This window comes from Coprococcus sp. RTP21281st1_F1_RTP21281_210402, from assembly GCF_040915325.1.
Lineage (GTDB): Bacteria > Bacillota > Clostridia > Lachnospirales > Lachnospiraceae > Coprococcus > Coprococcus aceti.
The window spans coordinates 118,846-143,859 of the sequence record NZ_JBCPDQ010000003.1 but is presented as its reverse complement, the minus strand read 5'-3'; the positions used below and the strand labels follow the sequence as shown (position 1 = coordinate 143,859).

The 25,014-nt window shown below is 38.1% G+C and carries 15 protein-coding genes and 1 tRNA gene; 8 read left to right on the top strand and 8 right to left on the bottom strand.

The window, feature by feature from the left end; all coding sequences use genetic code 11:
• Positions 1-12: 12 nt before the first annotated feature.
• From ruvB to AB5150_RS04925, 8 genes are all read left to right on the top strand, one after another.
• The gene (gene ruvB / locus AB5150_RS04960; RefSeq protein WP_022216513.1) at positions 13-1,020 is read left to right on the top strand and encodes a Holliday junction branch migration DNA helicase RuvB; all 1,008 of its coding nucleotides are present in this window, start codon (positions 13-15) and stop codon (positions 1,018-1,020) included.
• A 13-nt stretch (positions 1,021-1,033) separates the two neighbouring features.
• Positions 1,034-1,435 carry a cell division protein ZapA gene (locus AB5150_RS04955; protein ID WP_015534892.1) on the top strand — a complete coding sequence of 134 codons (402 nt, stop codon included), beginning with the start codon at positions 1,034-1,036 and terminating at the stop codon, positions 1,433-1,435.
• On the top strand, positions 1,425-3,779 hold the full coding sequence (locus tag AB5150_RS04950) for a U32 family peptidase (protein ID WP_368291425.1): 2,355 nt from the start codon (positions 1,425-1,427) through the stop codon (positions 3,777-3,779). Before AB5150_RS04955 ends, AB5150_RS04950 begins: the two co-directional genes overlap by 11 nt.
• 23 nt (positions 3,780-3,802) lie before the next feature.
• The gene (locus tag AB5150_RS04945; protein WP_022216511.1) at positions 3,803-5,302 is read left to right on the top strand and encodes an FtsW/RodA/SpoVE family cell cycle protein; all 1,500 of its coding nucleotides are present in this window, start codon (positions 3,803-3,805) and stop codon (positions 5,300-5,302) included.
• Positions 5,283-6,734, top strand: a complete 1,452-nt coding sequence (locus AB5150_RS04940; protein ID WP_071849453.1) for a penicillin-binding protein 2 — start codon at positions 5,283-5,285, stop codon at positions 6,732-6,734. The genes AB5150_RS04945 and AB5150_RS04940 overlap by 20 nt, the downstream gene beginning before the upstream one ends.
• A 121-nt stretch (positions 6,735-6,855) precedes the next feature.
• Positions 6,856-7,308, top strand: coding sequence for an NUDIX hydrolase (locus AB5150_RS04935; protein WP_022216509.1), 453 nt, complete (start codon positions 6,856-6,858; stop codon positions 7,306-7,308).
• A 63-nt stretch (positions 7,309-7,371) separates the two neighbouring features.
• A complete protein-coding gene (locus AB5150_RS04930) occupies positions 7,372-8,226 on the top strand; it encodes a class B sortase (protein WP_022216508.1) in 855 nt (284 codons plus the stop codon).
• Between the two features lie 198 nt (positions 8,227-8,424).
• Positions 8,425-8,508 (top strand) — tRNA-Leu (locus AB5150_RS04925).
• Positions 8,509-8,582: 74 nt separating this feature from the next.
• Here the strand turns inward: AB5150_RS04925 and AB5150_RS04920 are convergent.
• The 8 genes from AB5150_RS04920 to AB5150_RS04885 all read right to left on the bottom strand — a co-directional run bounded on the left by AB5150_RS04920 (position 8,583) and on the right by AB5150_RS04885 (position 25,013).
• Complete coding sequence (locus AB5150_RS04920; RefSeq protein WP_368291424.1) at positions 8,583-9,434, bottom strand: phage tail domain-containing protein; 852 nt, start codon at positions 9,432-9,434, stop codon at positions 8,583-8,585.
• Between the two features lie 10 nt (positions 9,435-9,444).
• Positions 9,445-12,036, bottom strand: coding sequence for a hypothetical protein (locus tag AB5150_RS04915; protein ID WP_368291423.1), 2,592 nt, complete (start codon positions 12,034-12,036; stop codon positions 9,445-9,447).
• A gap of 30 nt (positions 12,037-12,066) precedes the next feature.
• On the bottom strand, positions 12,067-12,576 hold the full coding sequence (locus tag AB5150_RS04910; protein ID WP_368291422.1) for a hypothetical protein: 510 nt from the start codon (positions 12,574-12,576) through the stop codon (positions 12,067-12,069).
• A gap of 53 nt (positions 12,577-12,629) precedes the next feature.
• A complete protein-coding gene (locus AB5150_RS04905; RefSeq protein WP_368291421.1) occupies positions 12,630-13,094 on the bottom strand; it encodes a hypothetical protein in 465 nt (154 codons plus the stop codon).
• Positions 13,048-13,968 carry a hypothetical protein gene (locus AB5150_RS04900; protein ID WP_368291420.1) on the bottom strand — a complete coding sequence of 307 codons (921 nt, stop codon included), beginning with the start codon at positions 13,966-13,968 and terminating at the stop codon, positions 13,048-13,050. Before AB5150_RS04900 ends, AB5150_RS04905 begins: the two co-directional genes overlap by 47 nt.
• A gap of 68 nt (positions 13,969-14,036) precedes the next feature.
• Entirely contained in the window at positions 14,037-14,198 is a 162-nt protein-coding gene (locus AB5150_RS04895; protein ID WP_262529938.1) for a hypothetical protein, read from the bottom strand.
• Complete coding sequence (locus AB5150_RS04890; protein ID WP_368291419.1) at positions 14,195-16,072, bottom strand: LamG-like jellyroll fold domain-containing protein; 1,878 nt, start codon at positions 16,070-16,072, stop codon at positions 14,195-14,197. Before AB5150_RS04890 ends, AB5150_RS04895 begins: the two co-directional genes overlap by 4 nt.
• A 73-nt stretch (positions 16,073-16,145) precedes the next feature.
• Positions 16,146-25,013, bottom strand: a complete 8,868-nt coding sequence (locus AB5150_RS04885) for a hypothetical protein (protein ID WP_368291418.1) — start codon at positions 25,011-25,013, stop codon at positions 16,146-16,148.
• Position 25,014 lies beyond the last annotated feature (1 nt).

Below are 25,014 nucleotides of genomic sequence, written 5' to 3'. Positions count from 1 at the left end.
AGGTAGAAAAAAATGGGCAGAATTATTTCAACAGAAAGCTTGGACATAGAAGAACAGAAAAGTGAATATAATCTCAGACCTCAGTATCTGTCGGAGTATATTGGACAGAAAAAGGTCAAGGATAATCTGCACATATTCATAGAGGCGGCGAAGAAGAGAAATGAGCCACTGGATCATCTGCTTCTGTATGGACCGCCGGGACTTGGTAAGACGACGCTGTCGACCATTGTGGCAAATGAGATGGGGGTAAATATCAAGATCACCTCGGGACCTGCCATAGAAAAGCCCGGTGAGCTTGCCGCGATACTCAACAATCTGTCGGACAACGACATTTTGTTTATCGATGAGATACACAGACTCAGCACACAGGTTGAGGAGGTGCTCTATCCGGCTATGGAGGATTACGCAATAGATGTTGTGATAGGCAAGGGCGCAGGTGCAAGGTCGATCAGACTTGATCTGCCAAGATTTACACTGATAGGTGCAACGACGAGGGTCGGAATGTTGTCGGCTCCCCTAAGGGACAGATTTGGAATGGTGGACAAGCTGGAATTTTATACCCATGACGATCTGAGAGAGATAGTGATGAGGTCAGCGGAGGTTCTTGGAGTTGACATAGACGAGGAGGGTGCACTTGAGATCGCAAGAAGATCAAGAGGTACACCGAGACTTGCGAACAGACTTCTCAAGCGCTGCAGGGATTATGCTGAGGTGTGTCATGACGGCCATATAGATCACGATGTTGCTAAGGCCGCTCTGGACAAGCTTCAGGTCGATTCCATGGGACTGGACGTGAATGATAGAAATATATTAATGACAATGATAGAGAAATTTGCAGGAGGGCCTGTCGGTCTGGATACACTGGCGGCTGCCGTTGGTGAGGATCCGGGCACGATAGAGGATGTGTATGAACCGTATTTCATAATGAATGGATTCATAAACAGAACTCCCCGGGGAAGAGTTGTCACTGATCTATGTTACAGACATTTTGGACTGGATGCATTTATAAAGGATAAGTAAAGGAGAATGGGATATGGCACAGAAGAATGATATCAAGGTGGTAATCAACAATAAAGTATATACATTGAGCGGCCAGGAGAGCGAGGACTATCTCCAGAATGTGGCGACATATATCAATGGCAAGATAGCAGAATGTCAGTCATCTGAGGCGTACAGGAGATTTAACGCAGAGTATCAGAATGTTCTGCTTGCACTGAATATAGCCGATGACTACTTTAAGGCAAAGGATCAGGTCAATCAGATGCTCACCGAGGATGACGACAAGGATAAGCAGATATATGATCTGAGACATGAGGTTATCGAGGTGCAGATAAAGTATGAGTCTGCACAGAAGATGATAGAGGAATACAAAGAGAAGATAAGTGAACTTCAGAGACAGATCATAAAACTTGAAGCGGAGAAAAATGTTAAATAAGACTGAAATTTTGGCACCGGCGGGCAATACGGAGGCGGTGAGAGCTGCAGTCAATGCATATGCAGACGCGGTATATCTTGGAGGCAGTATGTTCAGTGCCCGGGCATTTGCCGGTAATTTTGATGAAAAAGAATTGCTTGATACCATAGACTATTGTCACAGATTCGGAGTGAAGGTCTATATGGCAATCAACACACTGCTTAAGAATGAAGAGATACAAAGGCTCCCATCATATGTGGAGCCTTATTACAGGCAGGGCGTGGATGGGATAATTGTACAGGATATGGGAGTTGTCTCCGTTCTGGGCAAGTCGTTTCCAGACCTTCCACTGCACGGAAGTACACAGCTCAGCGTGTCCAGTTCACAGGGCGCTGCGTTTCTGAAAAGCATAGGCATGACCAGATTTGTGCCATCGAGAGAATTGTCATTGTCAGAAATCACAGAGATCAAGAAAAATGTTGATATAGAGGTGGAGACATTTGTCCACGGAGCGATGTGTTACAGCTATTCCGGAAGGTGCCTGATGAGCAGCTTTGCCGGGGGAAGAAGCGGTAACAGGGGAAGGTGTGCCCAGCCGTGCAGAAAGCAGTATGCCTCAAATGATGTAAATGAGTATATGCTCAGCCTGAAGGATATGTGCATGTTGAAGAGTCTGAGCAGGCTCATAGATGCGGGAATTGATTCTTTCAAGATAGAGGGAAGAATGAAAAAGCCAGAGTATGTGGCTGCAACCGTGACTGCGTACCGTGAGGTCAGAGATGCTTATCTGGCGGGCGAATCAGTGGAGAAACTGGCAGAGGAGCAGGAGAAGAAGCTTCTCGACATATATAACAGGGGCGGATTCTACTCAGGTTATTATTACACATCCAATGGCAAAAAGATGCTTGCGAACAGCAGACCGAACCACACAGGAATTAAGGTTGGGCGTGTGAATGCAGTAGAAAAGCCATATGTGGATATAAAACTTGACGAGAATGTATCCGCAGGCGATGTCCTTGAGATAAGAGGCAGAAATGGTGATGTGGAGCTCACATGCAATGTGGCGGCAAAAGCGGGAAAGAATGTCAGACTTAAGGCGAAGTCATTCAGGAGCATTGCAAAGTTCAATGATGTATACCGTACAAGAAACGGTAAGCTTCTGGAAGATATACAGAATCATATAATAAATGCCGACAGGAAGATAGAGCTCGTTGCACATGTCAGTGCGTATGCGGATCAGCCATTAGAGCTTAAGCTTTCAACTGTAGAAGGAAAGTGTTCTGTCTCAGTCGAGGGGCCTGTGTGTACACAGGCACTTAACAAGCCTGTCACAGAGTCACAGATAGTTGACAAGATCAAAAAGACAGGCGGTACAGATTATGTGCTCGGGGATATAACTGCTGATGTATCTGACAACCTGTTTGTACAGATAAGCGCAGTGAACAACCTGAGGCGGGAGGCGCTTGAACAGCTTGGACTGCAGATCTCACAGAGTTACAGGCGGGATGGCGGTGCAGTAAGAACTGGCCTGCCTGGCGCTGAAAGCCCTCTTGAAAATGTGAAAAACAACACTGTTCACGGTGTTGCAGTTGGAGTGTCGGACGCTGACCATGTAAATATTGTTAAGAATTATAAATGGGTCAGCAATGTAATAGTAGATTATAATGTCAGAAAATATGCAGATGAATTGAAGCAGGCCGGATTCAGAGTGATCCTTGCTCTGCCTGAGGTATTGCGGCAGAGAGAGCTTGACAGATATTCAGGCCTTTCCGGTGAACTTGGTTCATTTGACGGTGTGATGATCAGAAATTATGACGAGCTGGGAATTCTAAAGAAGTTGGACTATAAGGGACTCGTGATCGCAGATGCCAGTCTCTATGCGTATAATGATAATGCGTTTGATTTCTATAGAGAGAATATGGGTGATGTGTGCTTTATGTGCTCAAACGAGCTCACACTTGATGAGATACATGGTCTTTCATATGATACACTCATAAAGCTCTATGGTCATCAGAAGGTTATGATCACTGCAAACTGTATAGCAGGCAATTACATGAACGGCTGTGCCTCAAGGAAGATGTCTCGGAATGTCCTGACGGATGACAGGGGAAACAGATTCTATGTCAGAAATGACTGTGCGCACTGCTATAACATTATATATAATGGTGTTCCTACAAATATGATAGACAGACTGGCTGAAACCGGTATTTCAGATAAAGACTGTTATATTGAATTTACAATTGAGGATACTAATAAAGTAAAGGATATAATGGACAGTCTGGAGCTTGCCCTGTCAGGGGAAAAAGCAGTATCCATGTCTGTAGATCAGTATACCAGGGGACATTATTACAAAGGAATCGATTAAGACTTTTTGATAAAGGTGGAAACATGATAACAATAGTAACGGAGATAGCGAAGTATTTGATCATATTTTTTATGGTTTTATACACCGTAAAATGCTTTACGGTTTTAAAGCCTGTGCCTGCCGATAAGAAACGGCGGGCGCTTAATGTGCAGATATTTTATGTGTTCATGATACATTTTCTTTGCTATCTGACATTATATCTGCATTATGAGAAGAAGAGCATACTTATATTTTATCTGCTACAGATGATAGTATCCATAACATATATGGTTTCATATCATGCCATTTATAAGGGCTCATCGAGACTTATAACGAACAATATGTCATTCCTTCTTCTCATAGGTTATGTCATGCTGACAAGACTTGATTTTGACCTGGCGAAGAAGCAGTTTATATTTGCCACGATCATGTTGGTAGTGACGGCATTTGTACCGTTGTTCGTGGTAAAGTTCCCGCAGATAAAGAAATGGAATATATTCTATGCGGTGTTTGGTATAGGCTTCCTGTGCACGGTGTTCATCCCGCATGTGGGAGTTGATAAATATGGTTCAAACAACTGGATAAGCATAGGCGGAATATCGATGCAGCCTATGGAGATCGTCAAGATCATATTCGTATTCTTCCTTGCCAGCTCATTTGAAAAGGCAAAGAACTTTAAGGATATGATGAAAACGATCTGTGTAGCAGGACTTTTCATGCTGGTTCTGGTGGCTGAGACGGATCTCGGTGGTGCGGTGATCTTCTTCATGGTATTTGTCATGATGCTGTACCTTGCCACTGGTAAGCACAGCATACTTATAGGCGGAGGCCTCGGAGGTTCGGTTCTTGCTGTGGTTGGATATATGCTTTTGAAGAATCATTTCAGCCATGTCACCATGAGAATCGATGCATGGCTTAACCCGATCGAATATATAGATGGAAGTGGATATCAGGTTGCACAGAGTCTGTTTGCGATAGGCTCGGGCGGATTCGAGGGAACGGGTCTGTGCCAGGGACTTCCGACATCGATACCGGTCGTGTCCAGTGATTTTATATTTGCTGCGATATGTGAGGAGCTTGGAGTTATATTTGGACTCTGCCTGCTTCTTATGTATCTGAGCTGCTTCATATATTTCATCAATATATCGATGAAGATAAGAGATGCTTTTTATAAGAATGTAGCCTTTGGTTTTACAATATGCTTCATATTCCAGATATTCCTGAACGTTGGCGGTGTTGTGAAGTTCATACCATCTACGGGTGTGACGCTGCCGCTTGTGAGCTATGGAGTGAGTTCGGTTGTCAGCACACTCATTATATTTGGAATAATTCAGGGTATATGTGTATTAGAGAACAGTGGAGTTGATAAAAATGTCAGACAGGAAAGTATCAGCAGGGAAGAGTGGCCAGAGACCCCAGTCGCGGTCAGGGGTCAGTCAAACAGCGGTGAAAAACAACGCAAACAGAAAAAGCCAGTCCAGCGCAAAGCAAAGACAGGATACGACAGGAAAGAGACGAACTCAGATGAATTCTGGGGAGAATAGTGACATTCTGGACAAGAAGACAAATGACAAAAAGAATGTGCCTGTTCTGGTTATAACATATTTTGTTGTCATAATCTTTATCTGTATGTTTGCATATATTATCGTGTTTATGGTGAGGGATTCAAGAACATTCATCGCCAATTCATACAATGGGAGACAGTCTCTCTATGCGGAGAAGATAAAGAAGGGAAGCATCATATCCAGCGATGGAAATGTCCTTGCGGAGACATTGACGGATGATGATGGAAATGAGTACAGAAATTATCCATATTCCAATGTGTTCGCACATGTTGTCGGATATGACAGCAACGGACAGGCGGGACTTGAGATGAGCTCCGCGTACTATCTCCTGACATCAAACCAGAACATAATCACGCAGACATACAACAAGCTCAGGAATGAGAAGAGTCTGGGAAACAATGTCATAAGTACACTGAATACCACGCTGCAGAGCACGGCTTACGATGCACTGGGATATAATGACGGCGCTGTTGTGGTTATGGAACCGGATACTGGAAAGATCCTTGCCATGGTCTCAAAGCCTGATTTTGATCCGAACTATATAGACAGTGTGATAGAGGATTCACAGGATTCTGACAGCTCTTATCTGTTGAATCGTGCAACACAGGGTCTGTATCCACCTGGTTCAACCTTCAAGGTACTCACGGCTCTGGAGTATATTCATGAGAACAGCAATTATCAGAAATATTCGTATGAGTGCGAGGGCGAGGATATATTTGACGGAGTACAGATACACTGCTCAGATTATGCGGTTCATGGAACTGTGGATCTGGCGGACTCACTGGCGAAATCTTGTAACACTTCATTTGCCAATATAGGAATGAAGCTCAACAAGCAGTCGTACAAGGATCTGTGTGAGAAGTTCCTGTTTAACAAGGATCTTCCTTATGACGGATATTACAGAAAATCAGTATTCGAGTTAAATGCAACCTCAGATGATTCGGAGATACCTCAGACAGCCATAGGACAGGGCGACACACTTATAACACCTCTGCATAGTGCCATGATCATGAGCACCATAGCAAACGGAGGAGTCATGATGTCCCCATATCTCATCGACAGGATAGAGACATGCGATGGCAATCTTGTAAAGACATTCAAGCCGAACACCTACGGTAAGATCATATCTGCATCTGACGCAAGACTTCTGAAGGATCTGATGCTTGGCGTAACATCATATGGTACGGCATCGGATGCATTTGCAGATTGCTCATATACCATAGCCGGAAAGACAGGTACTGCGGAGTTCAACGACAACATGGATTCACATTCGTGGTTTGTTGGATTCTCAAATGTTGATGATCCGGATATAGTCGTATGTGTCATAGTTGAGAATGCAAGCTCAACTGGAGCTTCAGCAAAGTATATTGCCAGACAGCTCTTTGACGCATACTATAATTATGTGAAATAATTGCACAAAATGATGCGTATGCCATTAATACGTGATCATATTTACTTTAAAAATAATTTGACATATGATATACTGACTTCAAGTTTTAATTACACACCCGGAAGAAACAGGAGGAATTGCAGTGATAGAAGCAACAAGCTGTGGAGGGGTGGTAATCTTCAGAGGAAAAGTATTGTTGTTGTATAAGAACTACAAGAACAAATACGAAGGATGGGTTCTCCCCAAGGGAACTGTTGAAAAGGGCGAGGAGCACGATGAGACCGCCTTGCGAGAAGTGAAAGAGGAGACAGGTGTAAGCGCATCTATAATCAAATACGTGGGAAAGAGCAATTACACTTTTAACACGGCATTTGATGTGGTAAATAAGGATGTTCATTGGTATCTCATGATGTCTGACAGCTATTACAGCAAGCCACAGAGAGAAGAGTATTTCGTGGATTCCGGTTACTACAAATACCATGAAGCCTACCACCTTCTGAAATTTCCTAACGAGAAGCAGATACTTGAACAGGCATATTCAGAGTATGTTGATCTTAAGAAAAAGAATCTGTGGGGAAACAAGAAGTATTATTAATCAACAAAAGGACTTCTGTATGCAGGTACAGAAGCCTTTTTAGTTTTCTTTTGAGGGTAAGACATGAACAGAAAGAATGCAGACAGATCAAAACAAAAGAAAAAGAGAACAGCAAAGGATATAGTTCTGGACATACTGTTGGTCGTTTTTTTACTTATAGCAGTTGGGAGCGGTGCGTATCTTGGAAGGTATTATTATATTGCGAAGAATGCGCAGAATAACTTCAATGATCTTAAAGGAATGCTCGATACCGATGGGGATGATACCGAAAAGGTTACGGTGGAGGTCTCGGATAAAAGTAAGGACAATGGCGAGAAGAAGATACTCAAGAAGTTCGAGAAGTTATACGAGAAGAACAGTGATATTGCAGGATGGCTCACGATCGATGGCACGACCATAGATTATCCGGTCATGTACACTCCCGATGACAACGATTATTATCTGCATCTGGACTTCGATAAGAACTGGAGTGATCCGGGTACACCGTTCATAGATATGAACTGCAGACCGTTTGATGACAGAACGGACAATGTTCTCATATACGGACATAACATGAAGTCGGGAATAATGTTCAGAGAGCTGCTTCAGTATGAGGACGAGAGCTTTTATAAGAAGCATAAGAATATCAAGTTTGACACGTTGTATGAGACCGGAACATACGAGGTCATCGGTGCATTCCGATCGGAGATATATCCTGACGATGACACGGAGCACTATCATTATTATGAGTTCTTTAACGCTGCGGATAAGGCGGAATTTGATGAATATATTGATTTTGTCAAGTCAAACACATCATATGACAGCGGTGTTACGGCTGAGTACGGTGATGAACTCATCACACTTTCAACATGCGCTTCACACACTGAGGATGGCAGATTTGTCGTGGTTGCGCGAAGGATAACAGGGGATGATAAGTAGTTGACACTAAATGGGGCATGTGTTAATATAACAAATGTCGCAAGCGCCGGCTTGTCGGAATTGGCAGACGAGGCAGACTCAAAATCTGTTGGTGGCAACATCGTGCGGGTTCAAGTCCAACAACGATACTCGCAAACCCTTATAGAAAGGAGCTTTGCACATCTGATTTTTAAAAGTAATCAAAAAGGTAATCAATAAGCAGGAATGACGGAACTGGTAGACGTAGCAGACTCAAAATCTGCCGTAGGCGACTACGTGTGGGTTCGAATCCCATTTCCTGCATTTAATTAAAATCGTAAAAAATGGGAGCACAGAAATTAATCTGTACTCCCATAAATTTTATCTAACTATAATATTTAACTCTTATATCCATATCCAATCATAGCTGTTGGATTGTATGTAATCTGAACGTTACATTTCAAATTACTCTTGATCTTATTTCTAACTTCTTCATCATCGCTCTGATAAGTATTAACTATTCTCGGCAAAATAAAATTACAATCCTTGCCTAACTCATGAACAGTCCTGCTACTGGTTACAAGCTGAGTATCACCCTTGACATATATTTTTTCATCAGCAATGCAATTTTGCACTGTGAATTCCCTATCAAGAGTATACGACTCAGTATTAGGATTATAGTAATATGTATCAAATTTCAAATTACCAGCTTCCTTGACTGTAATAACATAATCTGCATCAATATATCCATAAACATCAGAAGTAAATATAATATCACTTTCAAGAGCGTCTGATAGCTCTATATTGAACGATTTATCTTCCTGCAAGGCATAAGGTGTATTTGCTGTAAATGTCAAATTAAAGCCAATTATCGAGCTATTAAGCATTACTTGCTTACAAGTAAATGTTCCTACCCAATATATATTCTCAAAACCTATAACATCAAGCTTGAACTTCTTATTTCTCAAACTTAACCACTTCTGTATTTTTCTAGCTTGTTCAACGGACATTTCCATGTTCTCATAGTTTCCACAAGGATTCAAACATATCGAAAGTGGAAGAGTGAACGGTTCATCATAAGAGGTAGAGTATAAGTTGAATTTATTTGATCCCGATGATTTTTCTTGGTTAAGAGTTACGTCTGCACCAGATGATACTTCAACTGTTCCCGATGAACTGTCAAAATTACAACAGATACATTCAAAATCAGATAATTTCTTTCCATTAAATGTAAAATCTAATATATTCATAATTCACCTCCTATGCAATTCTCACTGCTTTAATATAACTTGATGTCATATTTATTCTTCCACCCGATGCCTGAAAAGCCTGTAAATTATATGTTGTCTGAGAAGTTGGCGAAATAATCCATTGACATTGAAGTGCAGAATTAATAGTTGCATTACTATCAACGGGAACAATTTGTTCTGAATAAGCCAAACCTGTTGAACCAGATGCAAATCTTATAGCACGTCTACCTCCTTTTGCATTGGCAAAATGTACGCTACCCATAATCACATAAGTACCTGCTGGTAAAGTAATATTTGCTCCCGTGTTAGCCCATACAGCATTAGATATTGCTTTATTATCAGTAAAAGAATTAACATATGTTTGCCCAATTGTATTACCATTATGGGTAATAGAACCATTTTTTTCAATTGAAAACAAAGAATCTCCACTTGAATTTTGAACTAAGACATAAGGTTTATCTTTTTCATTAACAATCATAATTCCAGCTTCTTTTGCGCCCATACTAATAGTATTGGAACTAGCTATTCTTGTATTTGAAATTTTCCAATTACCAAATTCTGTACTTCCACCGAAGAATGCATCCTTTGAACAATATATACCATATGAAGTATTGATCAAATTTGTATATTCTTCATCCGCAAGTTGTATATGATGACTTAATATATTTTGACTATAAATATAAAAACTATTGGTCGAACTTGTTGGATTATTAGAAATTAAGTGAGATTTGAACAAGATTAGTTTTTGATCTAAACTGGATACTTGAATCCCGTTATTATCTAATATTGTATATCCTGGCATACCAGAAGTAGATATACCTTGAAGATGTATTTGTCCTACTGGTTTTATTGCTATGGTTCTAACTGTTTCGCTATTTGATGTCAAATCTGAATATATAAAATCTTGATCACTTATTGTAAAACTAGAAGATCCTCCAGTAGTAACATTTTTCAAACCTATTGTATATAATGTTCCATCATATGTATTACTACCTTGAATATCATCAGAAGTAATAACCCATCCACCAATAGTGCCACCTGTGGCAGTGATGTTATCTGACGTTATTGTGCCAGTAATACTTGCATTAGTAGCTGTCAATGTGCCATCATGATCGACTCGAAATGGAGCAGATGATCCCGTACTATTTCCTGCCCAAAAAGCATAATCATGTCCACTAGCGCATCCAAGTCCAACATTAGTACCTTTAATATTATATTGAGATATAGTAAATCCACCAATTTTACCGTTTTCAGATGTCACAATACCGCTTATATTTGCATTGCTCGCATATAAATCGCCACTTGTAGTAACGCCAAATTTAGAACCAGCGGTGAAACACCAACCAGAAATAGCGGATGAGCCACCAACTGCTTTATTTTCTGTAGTTCCTGTTGACATTAATACTGATTTATCTGTACCCCAAGTTCCATTACTAAGATCATTTGTTCCAATTTTGAATCCACCAAGTTGTCCTGAGTTGCTTATAATAGTACCATTCAGATATACATTATCCGCATACAAACCATAACCAAAGCAATCATAAGTACCACATTTTAATCCATCAAGATAACCAAGTCTCACACTTGGGACAGTATATACTGTATCAGGATCAGAACTTGATTTACTACCCCAAATATCAAGGTATGGTGCAGCATTTGTACTGCCTGTAGCCGACATCCTAATACCTACAGGGGAATATACGTTCTCAGTAGTCGAGCCAATCTTTTTACCGTATCTCTGATAGAGCATGATATTAATCTCGTCAAATGAAGCATTGTTTTTTTCTGTAGAAAAATGATTGGCGATTGAAGAATCCACTACAACATCAATAGCCATTGTGTATTGGTCGGTATTTAATGTGTTAGTCATAGTACCATCACCTTTTATAACAATACCATCAATCTTGCTCTGAATCTTTATTTTTGAACCTTTTGCCCACTTAACACCTTGTATCGTATTCGATGTAATTGCTTTCTCATCTTTAATTGATATACTAATGGTCGTACTATCTATCTTTTTTACATTTACAACAGTTTTTGAGGCTTTCTGTATATATATAGTTGGTGATACACAAAATTCACCACCCAAGTCTTGAATAGTTCTGATTTCCTGCTGATAAGCTACGAGTTTTCCATTAACTGTTACATTGGTTGCTGTGATATTATTAGCAGCAAGAGAGTTATTGATTGTGACTGGAACGGTAAACTTGGCAGAAGATTGATTAAATAGCACCTTGTTACCAGCGTCTCCTACCTGAAATATCCCATCTGTTCGCACTGTGGTTTTCCCAAAATACACACCATTAGTCCATGCTAAAGTATCGTTTATACCAAGCCAACCATTGTTAGCATAATCTCTAATAACCACCTTACCATTAATAGATATCTTACCATTCGCTTGTGAATTACCTACATTCAATGTGCCAGTAGTGGTAGTATTACCATTAACAGTTAATCCACTTGTAATTATACTGTTTGCAGTAAAATCAGTAGTATTCAATGTCTTAACAGTTAATTCATTGCCCACACTTATATCATTACAAAAAAGCTTGCCAAGCAATCTACTAGATCCTGTGACAAGCAAATTTCCTAACTGAGCCAAGTAAAATCACTCCTTTCTGAGAGAGCGATATTACTCGCCCTCCGTTGTATTTTCATCTTCCTCATCATCTACCTTATCCATAAATGACAGCATTTCTATATCATCCATATTGAGTCCACAGTCATCAGGCAGAGTCTCGTACATTGAATCCATATCAAATGTAGTAATAGTTACCTGTGTCTTATCTCTAAGAACTTCCTGAAGCTTCTTATCGCACTCAGCTAACTCATTCTGATATTCCTCTCTGAACTCTTCCTTGACATTTACGTTCTTCTGACCGTTCTCTTCAACTTCCTCAGTTTTACCATCAGCAACATACTTGTCGCCAAGTGACTGCAAGAGATCTCTCTTCATCTCCATAAAACTCTCATAAGTCTTACCGATTTCCTTAATATTTGTTCTGAGAGCAAGCTGTACCTGAAATGGAAGAGAGTTGAACTTGTTTCTATCAGTCTGTCTACTCTGTGAATACCACTCAGCTACGTTGATGAGTTCAATATTGTAAAATTCCTTTGTTGTAATCTTCTTATTAAATGACATAATATTTTCTCCTTTTTCTCAACTAAAATTAGGGCATATAACAGCCCATTAACTTATTCTCCATACGGTCTGAATATATGTCCAAACACAACATAATAAGGTTTATTTTCATCATGAAGCACCTTATACTCAAACCAGTCCAATATAAAAATTGATATACATACAATCACAAACCAAGCACAACAAAAGAGGATATTAAGTTGATTATGTGCAAATGTTCCCCAAAGTCCTCTATAGTCCCATATGGTAAAATCTTGATTGAATGTAATACCAAATAAATATTCCAACATGATAGAAGTCAAACCACCAAACAGCACTTGCCATGCTAAATCCATATCATATGTGAACATATTGTTATACTGTGAAATGATAATTCCCACAATAAAAGCGAGCATGAACATCGTCCAATGTGTCCAACCTCGCCATAAAATCTCTAATCCGCAATATATAAAACCAGATACTATGCCAATGCTAGTTAGCTGTAGTATCTTCTGTAGTAGTTTCTGTATTTTCGCCATCTGAATCACCACTTTCTGATGTAGATGTGTCTGTATCAGGTGTATTATCTGATCCATCTGTAGTTCCTGAACCACCCATAAATCCAGCAATAAGCCCCTGTATAATCTCAAGAGTATTAGCTATAATCTCGTTATACTGCGCCTGATATGATTCATTAAGAGGTGTGTCATATGTATAAGACATAATGGTATCTCTATCTGTCTCTCCGTCTAACTGTACACGAAGTAAATTGCATTTAGTAGTTTCCTGAGTAATCTTTAACTGCATCTGAAGATAGAGTGATATAATTACTTTAGCAGGAAACATACGACATTCGTTACCATTTGAGTGATATGGAAGATATGCAACTGCTGGATTCTGCATTGCAGTCAAACAGAGAGAAGAGATATTATTCTGATCATGTTGTTCAAGACTGAATGTCTCTGTGCCCTTATCTGTTTCTATTTGTACACCCTTTGATATTTCTGCCGTACAGGTATTATTAAGAATGCCTTTCTTATATGTCTTGATCTCCTCGTCAGACATTGTATTAAAATCTATAACAGGATTAACAATATCCTGTAAACTCTGAACTTGTTCAGCAAGATTACTCTTTGTAAGCCTTACTGCCAAGCAATCTACAAACTGGTTCACATCTTCATTATACTGTGCCCCACAGTCTGTAATATCAGAGTATGTATCATATATTTCGTATAAGCCAACAGATATATCATTCTGAAATACCTGAATGGCTGTTATTTTCTTGAAATTTTCCTTAACTCCATGTAAGTAATCTGTCTGCAAATAGAGCACAGGATCATTCGCAAAATCCTGTGCGGAAAACTTCACAAGAGTATAAGTTTCTTTATTGTTTACTAGAACGTAACTTCGCATTTAACACTCCTTTCTACATAATAAAAGAGCCTACCGAAGTAGACTCTATGTGTGTTAATTACTTAATTTTAAATTTCCCATATTTCATTACAAACGACAAAATCATTCGCAATTCTGATTTTGATGTTATCATTGATTGCGTATTTTAATAAATTCTCATCTTCAACAACCGCATCTGTTTCATATATTTCAGTAGTAATTAGGTTTCCTTGCTTAGTTATATTACTCATTCTTCAATTACCTCACCAGCCAACATTAAGTTTCCATTATTATCCACTGAAGCAGAGGATTGATATAATTCAAGAATATCAGAATCGGAGAGGGCAGTAACATAGATGCGAAAATCTGAAAGCTTGCCATTAAAATATGGTGTAATACAATTGACACCAGAACTTTCACCACCTAAGAATAAATAGCTATATTTATTAAAATGTATTCCATAGCTTGTATAGGTTTTCTTTTCATATAACTTTCCATCAAGATAAATAGCATCTCCGACAGAAGCCTTATATACACATGTAATCATGTGCCAGCCTGATGCCATATCTAATAATTTAATGCCAGAATAACCACCTATTGTACTAGTATAATCATACTTTGATTTATCTGATGTAATATAAATGTTTAGTGCAAATTTAATTGAATTGTTGACTCCCTCTGTATTATATCCCCCACCTTCAGTACAGCTAAACAACCTAGCATTAAATTTAGTCCAATCGTCCATATACGCCCAACAGTTTATTGTAATTTCTTCTTGACCTTCAATCATAGTTGATGTACCACAATTTACATATTGCTTATTTCCATTAAACGCATAACTTCCTTTGTATCTAGGTGTATCACTTGACCAAGTAGGACATGTAGAATCTGTTACACTACCATTATTACAATAACCACTTGTATCGTAGATTACATTATCATAAAAAGAAGCATCGTCTTCAGGAGCTGGTGTCCAAGGCGTAGCAGTAGAAGATTTTTCGAGTTTTACATTCTTAAGCCGTGCTGTAAAACTCGCCTCAACATTTGCGTTTGAATTATAAAAAGATATAATACCCTGTTGTCCAACATTTGAAGATGCTTGTTGAGGAATAGTAACGGTTTGCTTTACATGATACCATTTATTTAATTCGCATCCGTTTTGCCCTACTACGGGTAAATTATGTTGAGTTACCCCTCTCCAAGCACCAGTGGCGGTTTCTCCACTTGGGGCATTAACATATCTTTGTCCCATCCAGAGTTCCCCCCTATTAGAACCTGTAGGAAAATTCCAAGCAGTGTACATTATGTCATACGACCATGTATATTTTTCACCAACTGGGTAATCTCTGCATTCATATACAAATCCGTCAAGTATAATACCTTTATATGTTTTTTTTGATTTTAAAGTGAACTCACCATATTCGTCTGTTACAGTTGGAAAATTTTTGAAAAAACCTGCTTTCACGTTTCCTTTGCCGTTTTTGATCAGATTCCTACCACCAATTTTTCCATCAACTTCTCCGAGAGGGTAGTGGCAGACTAATCCTTCTGATATTTCCTTGACTTGACGTGGGGAAAGACATGTATTGTAAATTCTGAAATCATTTAAATACCCCTCAAATAGATAAGTTTCAGAACTTCTTTTACCAATAAGAGCTGTTGTGCCTGATAAACCAGTTAAATTTTTAGGTTGTGATGTCGAGCATTTAACTCCATTTATATATATTGTTACAGTATTGTTTGAGCTTTGATATGTCATACAGCAATGAACCCATTCTGTCGTGTCACAAACATAAGTAAGATCAAGTGTATTACCAGTAATACTATAAATATCAAATTTGTTACCATAATGTCCAATAATTAAATTGCCACATTGATATACAACTCTAAATTTAGATAATATATTATTACTTATTTCTTTTATCCAATAACAACAAGAAAAATCTTTTCCCGATTCAATTCCAAAAGCGTTAGATAACTGTAAATATCCATTACCAACAAACGATCTACATTTACCGAGTTTTCCTTGGTCATATACAGAAGTTCCATAGTCTACTACATCCATATTTGTTAAACCATAATTTTTCGTTGTCCCATCTGTGAATGGCAACCATAAACATAACAATCTATCACACTCCTTTCTTTATAAAATAGGAGAGTAGTACCGTTCCCTACTCTCCTTAAAAATACATATATCATTAAGCAAAAACGAAGTTTAAGCACTGTAAATTGGCATCATACTCTAATGTACACTTATCACCAATCATTACTTTATCTGCGCTTATTTGCCCCTCAGAAGCGATTCCTCCCTTTACTTTCAGTGCGCCAGTGGTCTTACTGGTCGAAACTGTGGCAGATGAAATCGTTGTTTCCTTCGAGAAGGTTTTTGATCCTGATATAGTCTGTGTTGTATCTATTGTGACATATTTAGATGTAATTACATTTCCTGCACCATCTTGGGTTGCTTTGATAGCTGAAGCTACTGATTGAGATCCGATATTTGCAGACGTAATTATAGTATTACCATTATGAGTAAAACAACTATCTGAATTTTTAGTAGTAAAATTGATACCAAAATAATGAGATATATTTAACCTTTTATAACCATCACTCGCTTTATATGTACCAATTCCATACCAACTACATCCGGTGTCATTATTGTCAGTAGTCGAAGGAGTCCATTTAAGAATTTGGGACGCTGATGTAGTTATAGTTCCTGTCATACTTCCACCAATTAATTTTAAATAAGTAGAATTAATTGGATTGCCATCTGAATCCTGAGTGGCTTTAGTAGCAGAATCAGCAGAAGTAGCCTTCGTTGCAGTAGCAGCATTACCTGTAATGTCAATACCCCATGTGCCACTTGCTCCTGTACCGTCCTTTTTAGGAACATAATCAGTATAATTATTACTTGATAAAACGGTTTTCCATGAACCATATACACCTGCTTTTTGACCACGCATTTGTAATTCTGGATTATCACTAGCAGACATAAATAACTGACCATCATATCCTGCTGTATTGTCCCAATAGAAATGTAAAATATGTCCATCAGATTTTGGCTTATTTGCAGTCATTGAATTTGTTGCTTTAAATGTAGCTAATCCACCACTACCTGTAATGGCGATGTTAGCACTTGTAGGACGATCACTATACAAATTGGCTAATAAATTAGCCTTTAAAGCATTACCTCCAACACTATCACTCAGAGCATACTTTGTGCTTGAACTCAAAGCATCTGTAATACCATATCCATTCAGAGTAGTAGGATTTGTGCCAGCAGTCACATGACCATAAGTGTCAACAGTAACAGATTTATATGTACCAGCTTTCACGCCACTTGTATTATGAGTAATCGCAACTGTCTTATCATCACCTACTACGGCAGTCAATGCACCACTAGCAGTTACACCTGAGAAGTCGATTGTGCCTCCACTTGAAACCTTGATAGAATCCAGTTTACTACGTTCCTTTTCGGTCATAAGACCAAGACCAGTTGAACCTATTGCGGTCTGAAGATTAGCCTTTGTAATAGTAATCGCATTGCTTACACATGAATAGTCCATACCAGCAAGAGTCACCTTTGAAGCATAATTATGTGTATGACTTGATGAAGACGCTCCAATATCAGAGAGAGAAAATGATATATCTGATGTACCATCAAACGACTTCTTAGCTGAACCAATTGTGATATTTCTAGCAGTTGTCAACTTACTTGCCGATAAAACATTCTTTGTTGAGTCAGCCGTATTATCTACATTACTAAGACCAACTTTAGATTTCGACAACGCAGGAATATCAGCTTCAACAAGTGTTCTAAAAGATGCCTTTCCATCTACCCCATTAGGAGCTGCAAGTACAGTATTTTTTGTCCTGATATTTTGAGCACTATAAACATAAGTTCCCCAATCAGATATATTAGCCATAGTATGTGTGTGTGCAGATGGAGTAAACGTACTTGGTTTATCGGTGATTCCACTCCAAGGAACATTTGATGCAGTTCCTTTTAAATTACCAATCAACCCATTAGCAAACCTAGCAACGCCACTGACAAGAAGTGTTCCTGCTGTAAGATCATCAATGTCTACTGAACCACTAAATGACACGTTCTGACTAACCGAGTCAAAATCTTTTCTAAGGTATGTGTCTGAAATTGTATTGCCATTCCCATCCTGAGTTGCTTTTGTTGCGCTTGCTACATTAAGAGTAGACGGATTAACCCATGATGGAGCAGAAGTACCTCCACTCTGTAATATATAACCAGCAGTTCCAAGAGATAACTGCGACAATGTACCGCTTGCACTTGCATATATAATACCGTTAGCAGTCCAAGATGATTTGCCCGTACCGCCATAAGCAACACCAATAGTTCCAATTGTCAAATCAGCCGAGCCATTCCACGACTTTCCATTAACACTCAATGTATGAGTAAGCTGATTAGCCTTACTTGCTGTAGCAGTGAGAGTACCATTAACAGTTAAATTACCTGTGACTGTACCTCCTGTAAGTGGAAGATATGTACTACCTACAGCATCCTTACGAGCATATTTATCTGAAAGCTTTGTTCCGTTTTCATAAATAGTACCATCTTTATCTACCTTAAATAGATATTCCCAAGTAGACTGAGAAGAAGACGGATTTTTTACTCTACGAATATACAAGAATTTATTGTCCCATTCATTCTTAGAACCGAAGATAGGTTCAACCATACCCATATCATAGTATTTCTGTGTTTCTTTATCTAAGACATAGTTACCACCATTGATAGTTGTCCATCCCGATTGAATACCAAGACTACCATCTTGTGACATGAGATACCAATGACCAGCCGTAAGAGCAGCGTTGCCCTTAGAAATTAATGCACTATATTCTACACCATTCACAAGCGCATCATCTTTGTTTCTGATATTATCAAACTCAGCAGAGCCAATATACCAGTTATTATTGGCATCTCCAAAGTAACCTGCATCAGCATTTACCGTACCTTGATAAAAGGCATTACCAACTGAATCTAAATAGAATCCAGGTGTGTGAATTTCTCCATTAGACAAGTCAAGAAACGTACCAAATGCACTATATGTTCCATCGTTACCAGCAACATAATTGTTTGACTTTAATGCATCGGTCTTGAGTTTTCCACCTTCAATAATCGTTGCTGAACCATCAGGAGACTTAATCGTGAATTGCTTTGTGATTGCCGTAACAGCAGAATCAGTAAGAGTAAGAGAAGTAGAAGATGAACCTGATTTTACAAGCCATAAGAACTGATCAAGAGATTGTTGTGCCTTTGTTTCGGCTTCTGTAACAGAAGTTCTTACCTTGTTGACGTTATCTATTGTTTCATAAGTCTTTTTGACTGTTGACGTAATAGATTCAGCGGTTGATGTTATATTCGAATTAACTTTTGTAATTTCCTCAGTTAAAGTTTTGTTGGCAGAAGCAACAGCCTCATCTTTTGCGGTTGAGATATCAGAATCCACATCTTCAGGGGCTGGTGTCCAATCGGTTGCCTTATTGCCCTTTTCAAGTTTGAGATTTGCAATAATTACAGATTCCCCTGCTTTTAAGTTATTTTTAAAATATACCAATTGTTTGCTTTTATTTAATGCATCTTTCAAAGTTATATTTACAATATAATGGAAACCATATGTTTTTTTTATAACAGTTTCCTGTGCTGAAGCCATAATGCTATGAGTTGCATCACTATCCCATAAATTTGAAAAACCTACATTAACATTTCCAATCACATCATAAGACAATGTATAGATTGCACTTGGTTCTAACTTATCAAAATTCTCCAATAGACCATTGAACATAAACATTCTCCAAGAAGTAGTAGGAGTAGCACAACTCATTTTTACAGCATTTATACCATTCCAATTAACAGATTCACACGAATATGAACCGTTAGCATAAGCATTTGCCCATTTGGTTTTACCCTGATTTGTTTTTACAAGTAAATTTCTTCCACCAACTTGAATATTTTCAACTTCCTCTTTAGTAGAATAAGTCTTTGACACATCTAATGAAATTTTATCTGCACTTTCTTTTATAGCAGACTTCATCTGCTCAGTAGTTGAATATGATGTCAATTTCTTATCTGTATCAGCAATGGCATCAGACTTAGCTTGATTTGCTTTAGAAGTTGCATCAGATTTAGCTGATTCAAGTGTATTAGAACCAACACTATCCGCATAACTCTTGGATGTTGCTAAGTTTTCCTCGACAGTTTTCTTTGTAGAATATGTTTCTGAAACACTAAGAGTAATCTCATCAGCCTTTTCTTTAATAGCACTATTCATATCTTTTGTCGTTGAATAATTTGTCTTGAGATTATTGCTTAAATCTGTGACAGTAGCAGATTCAGCATAGGTGTCTTTTACCGTCTGTAAAATACCATTTTTTGTCTGTTCAATCTCCGAACTTGTATCAGACCATGTTTTGTAATCTGTCAACAATTTCTTATCTGTGGCGTTTGCTTTCGATACGGCATCAGCAGAATCAGATAAAGCTTTTGTTACATCTGTATCTGTAAGAATCTGCCATGAATATACTCCACTATCAACTCTGAATCTATATGCATGATTATTACCATCATAATATATATCTCCGATGTGGGTAGCTTTCTCGTCGTCAGACCATGTACTTGCAGGTTCATTCTTCAATGTAGGCACATCTGTACCACTCCATGTCTGAATATTCCCATCTATTTGACCTTGAATATTATTTAAATCTGTTTCATAAGTAGCATTACTAACATAAGTTTCAGCAACAGTCTGCTTAATTCCGTTGGCACTCTTTTCAATCTCAACCTTCATATCGGTTGTTTTAGCATAAGATTTAAGCTGATTTGCCGTGTTTGCATTTGCATTACTCTCTGCTTTATCAGCATATCCTTTGGCTGTCTCATTTGCAGATGAGAGAGTATTACTACCTACGCCATCAGCATAAGATTTTGCATCTGTAAGCTTCTGTGAACTATCAGATTTTGTCTCATAAGTTTCTGAAACAGTTTTAGTAATAGATGTAGTAATTGTTTCTGCTTTTTTGTCGATTTTATCATTTACAATTTCAGTGGTAGAATAATTAGTTGATAAATCTGTCTTCACATCATCAACTAAGCCTTTGGTTGTATCGGCAACAGACTTAGCACTATTTGCAATGCCTTTGGCACTATTAGAAATGTCAATAGCAGAAGAAGCATTTGCATTGGCACTATCGGCTTTTTCACTTGCTGAATTGGCAATCTTTGTGGCAGCGTCAGCTTTTGTAGAAGCATCCTGTGCAGTCTGGTCAGCAGAGTTGGCTGCACTCAATGCATTAGATGCATTTGTATTGGCAGTATTTGCTTTGTCTACTGCACTTGTTGCATTCTCACTTGCTTTATTAGCTGTCTGAGATGCACTATCAGCAGTTGATTTGGCTTCACTTGCAGTCGTGTTTGCACTATCTGCTGTAGATTTGGCTGAATCAGCCTGTTTTCTTGCGGCAGTAGAAATAGATAGAGCACTATTTAATCCATTAGACACGATAGGAGTAGTTGTTTCTTGTGTATTGTCGTCATAAACAACGAGTGTTCTTGTCCATATATATTTTCCCTCTGACCAAGCTGGTTCTTTATCCGACCAGCCTTCATTTGGTTGTAAAACGTTGCTATCAGAAATGGCATACTGAGGAGTAATAGATTTTACACCCTTACCCTTTACACCATTTTCACCTGGCTTACCATCTTGACCATTAGCACCTGAGATACAAATAGCTTTTGCTGTTTGAGAATTATCTGTTCCATCTTTGTAATATGTAATGACTTTCTGCCACACATATTTTCCGCTTATCCATGTAACACTATTTGTTGTCCATTCGCCACCAACTAACTCTGTAGCAGAATCAGATTGATAGAAATAGGTTGTTACATGATCCACACCTTTTTCGGCAAGTTCACGGATTTCATTCGTTTCAGTTACAAGATTATCTGTAACAGTCTTTACTTCATCTGCTGTTTTCTGAGCATTGTTAGCAGATGCTTGGGCTTGGTTAGCCGATTCTTGTGCTTTATCGGCTGCTTGTTGAGCAAGTGCTACTAACTTTTGAGCTGTATCAAGGTCAATAATAACCTCAGAGATAGTCTTTCCATCAGAGCCGACTTCTGTGCCTTTAATCTTCAGATATCCACCATCAATTGTAAGACCATTTTCGTCTATAACAATAGATTTATCTTCATTGTAGATTTGGAGTTCTTTACCTATTATAAGATTACCAACTACAGTCTTAGCAATGATGCCGTAGTCTTCAACAAGATTACCATTGATATCCCTGTATGTAAATCTACCAATACCCGTCTCAATTGATTGCCAACCATCCTTTGTAAAATACATTCCGTTGTTGACAAGTTTAAATTGTTTCAATGAAAACTCATCAAGTTGGTCATCATAACTACGACCAAGGATACCATTCTTATTGATAAGGATAGTTTGTTCTGAACTGTTTACAAACTGCGTATTATTGCCATTAATTCCATTATCTGACCAATCATTAACTGTATCAGTAGTTTTCTTTGATTTGTCAACTTGATCCTTAACGGAAGAGTATGATGTAGCCATAGACCTACTTGCATCAAGCACCGACTGCACATCAGAATATCCTGTGTGCACCTTTTCAACAGTTGAAAACTCTACAGGCATATCCTGAATAGAATCAAAATCCGTCTCATACGACATCAATCTGAGAGAATATACCTTATCATCTATTCCGACCTTGATAAAGTTACCAACTTCAAATTTGTCCTTGATTGGTTTAAATTCATCAAGTGCAAGAAGATTGCCCATTGTAGCACTAAGACTATATTGAAGATTACCAGCTTTGTACAACTCTTTCTGCGCAGCTTCAACTAACTCAGTTGCTCTTTTTATAAGAGTCACGTCGTCAAGCCCAGTAGAAGAATAGTTATCATTGCTATAATCATCCTCACGCCTGTATGAATACCATAACATGTAAAGATCTTCACCAAGATAATTTTCTAGGTCAAGTTCTGCTTTAACTGAATTGACAATATCTTGTATCTCACCTGTTGACTTTTCTGTATTGTATACAGCATTAACTGCTTCGATCTGGCTTTCTCTAGTTTTGATTTCATCCTGAATATCAACAATTCTGCCACTATAGAAATTCACATATTTATCCTTGAGTTCACTATTATTATACTGAACATCAACACTCTCATCTGTAAATCCATCAACTGCGATATCTCTGCAAGCCTCAAATTCCTTTTTGAGATTATTTAACTCGACAAGAGAATAGTAACCAAGTTGTTCCTTAAACTTATCCTCTGCAAGTTTAATACTTGTAATCTGCTTATCCTTGATTTCATCGGCACGATTAGTCATACGTGTAATTTTCTGTTCAATATATTTCTCTGTGGACTCAATTACATCAATTGTAATCTTGACTGATTTGGTAAGATACTGATTGTTCTCGTCCATTTGTGAATGACTTGTAAGGATGATAGTACCAGACCATGTTCTCTTGTCTGTTGAAGAATCATAATCAGACAGCGAGCTATCTGTTATATTCATATCATAATAAGATGCTGAGAAGAATGTTTTGACCAATGATTCTACAGAACCCTTAACTGCGCTCTGAGTGATAGTCTTGATTCCTGTAACAGCAATACCACCAAGATCTTTCAGTCCGTCCTGAATAGACGTAATACTATCATCTAGTCCCATACCATCAACATCAATTACTGGCATCATGGAATCGTTCAGGAAATAGTATACATCCATAGCAGAATACCATGCAGAAGTGAGTGCTGGATAACCAACAAGAGGAGATGTGAGAGTAGGATATTCGATCTTATCCTGATCATCTTTTGACATAGATGCGAATTTAGTGTTGATATAATTTATGACCTTGTTGTATTCAGCCACTCTATCTGCCTTAAAATTATATTCTCTTGTTGTATTGATTTCGTCATATAAAGTATTATAACTCCTAAGTTTACTCTGTAGCTCTGTTGGCATATCAGCTAAAGTTTCATTTGAGAAATAATAAATATACTGTGTGCCATTAGGATTTACATTAGCAATGGCAGCATTTATCGCATCATCTGCACCTGTAATATAGAAACAGTTTTTCAATGAATCACTGTTAGAATCAAGTGTAATCTGAGTTGTAAGATTAGTGCTATTGATGAGGATATTGGTATCTTCACCATATTTATTTGTTATATTATTAGAACCACATTCAGGACACTCATCCATATAGTCTCCCCTATAACCACAATTATTACATGTTGAATAGAGATCTAACACAGAGATGGTTCTATTTTCAGAATTAAACATGAAGGCACAGTGAAAATCATCTGCAATTGTATCTTTCAGAGCAGAGAGAATATCTGTTCCATCAAATGTAAATTCATGTACAGTTTTCAACTTCTTCAATGTATCTGCAACATATGAGATTGAATAGTGCGGAGCTTTTTCGAGAACACGATGTAAGAGTGAAGCATGTTTGAGAATTGATTTCTTTCTTACAATAACTGACTCCTCTGTTGGATAAGCTGTTTTATCTTTGAGATAGTCATACTTTGATTTTGTCCATATTTTTTGATTTTCTGCTGAATCATATTCCTCTGGATCACGATAAAGGATTGTTGGAAAATTCTCATCATACAGAAGATTTGTCATATCTGTTTCTGTATTTATCTGCACATTTCTGAGTGTGATCTGAGACAATTCTGCTTCACATAATGATGTACCAGTTATTGACTTAGATACGTCATTAGGATCTTCCTCACTTGTTGTTACTGATATTTCAAATCTTTCGTGTAACTGAGGAATGTATATAATCTTAAAATCCACCATAGAGTCCCATAGCGGATGTTTCTTTTCATTATTAAACTTATGTATTTTAAATGATACTTCGTTTGCATCATTAAAATTACTCTTGTATGTTAAACCAGAGACATTAGTAACCCCTCCATTACCAATCGTTTCAAAATTTTTGTGCTGTAATAGGAGAGTAGGAGTCTCTATCAAACCTTGGCTATTAAATAATATTTTCGCCATT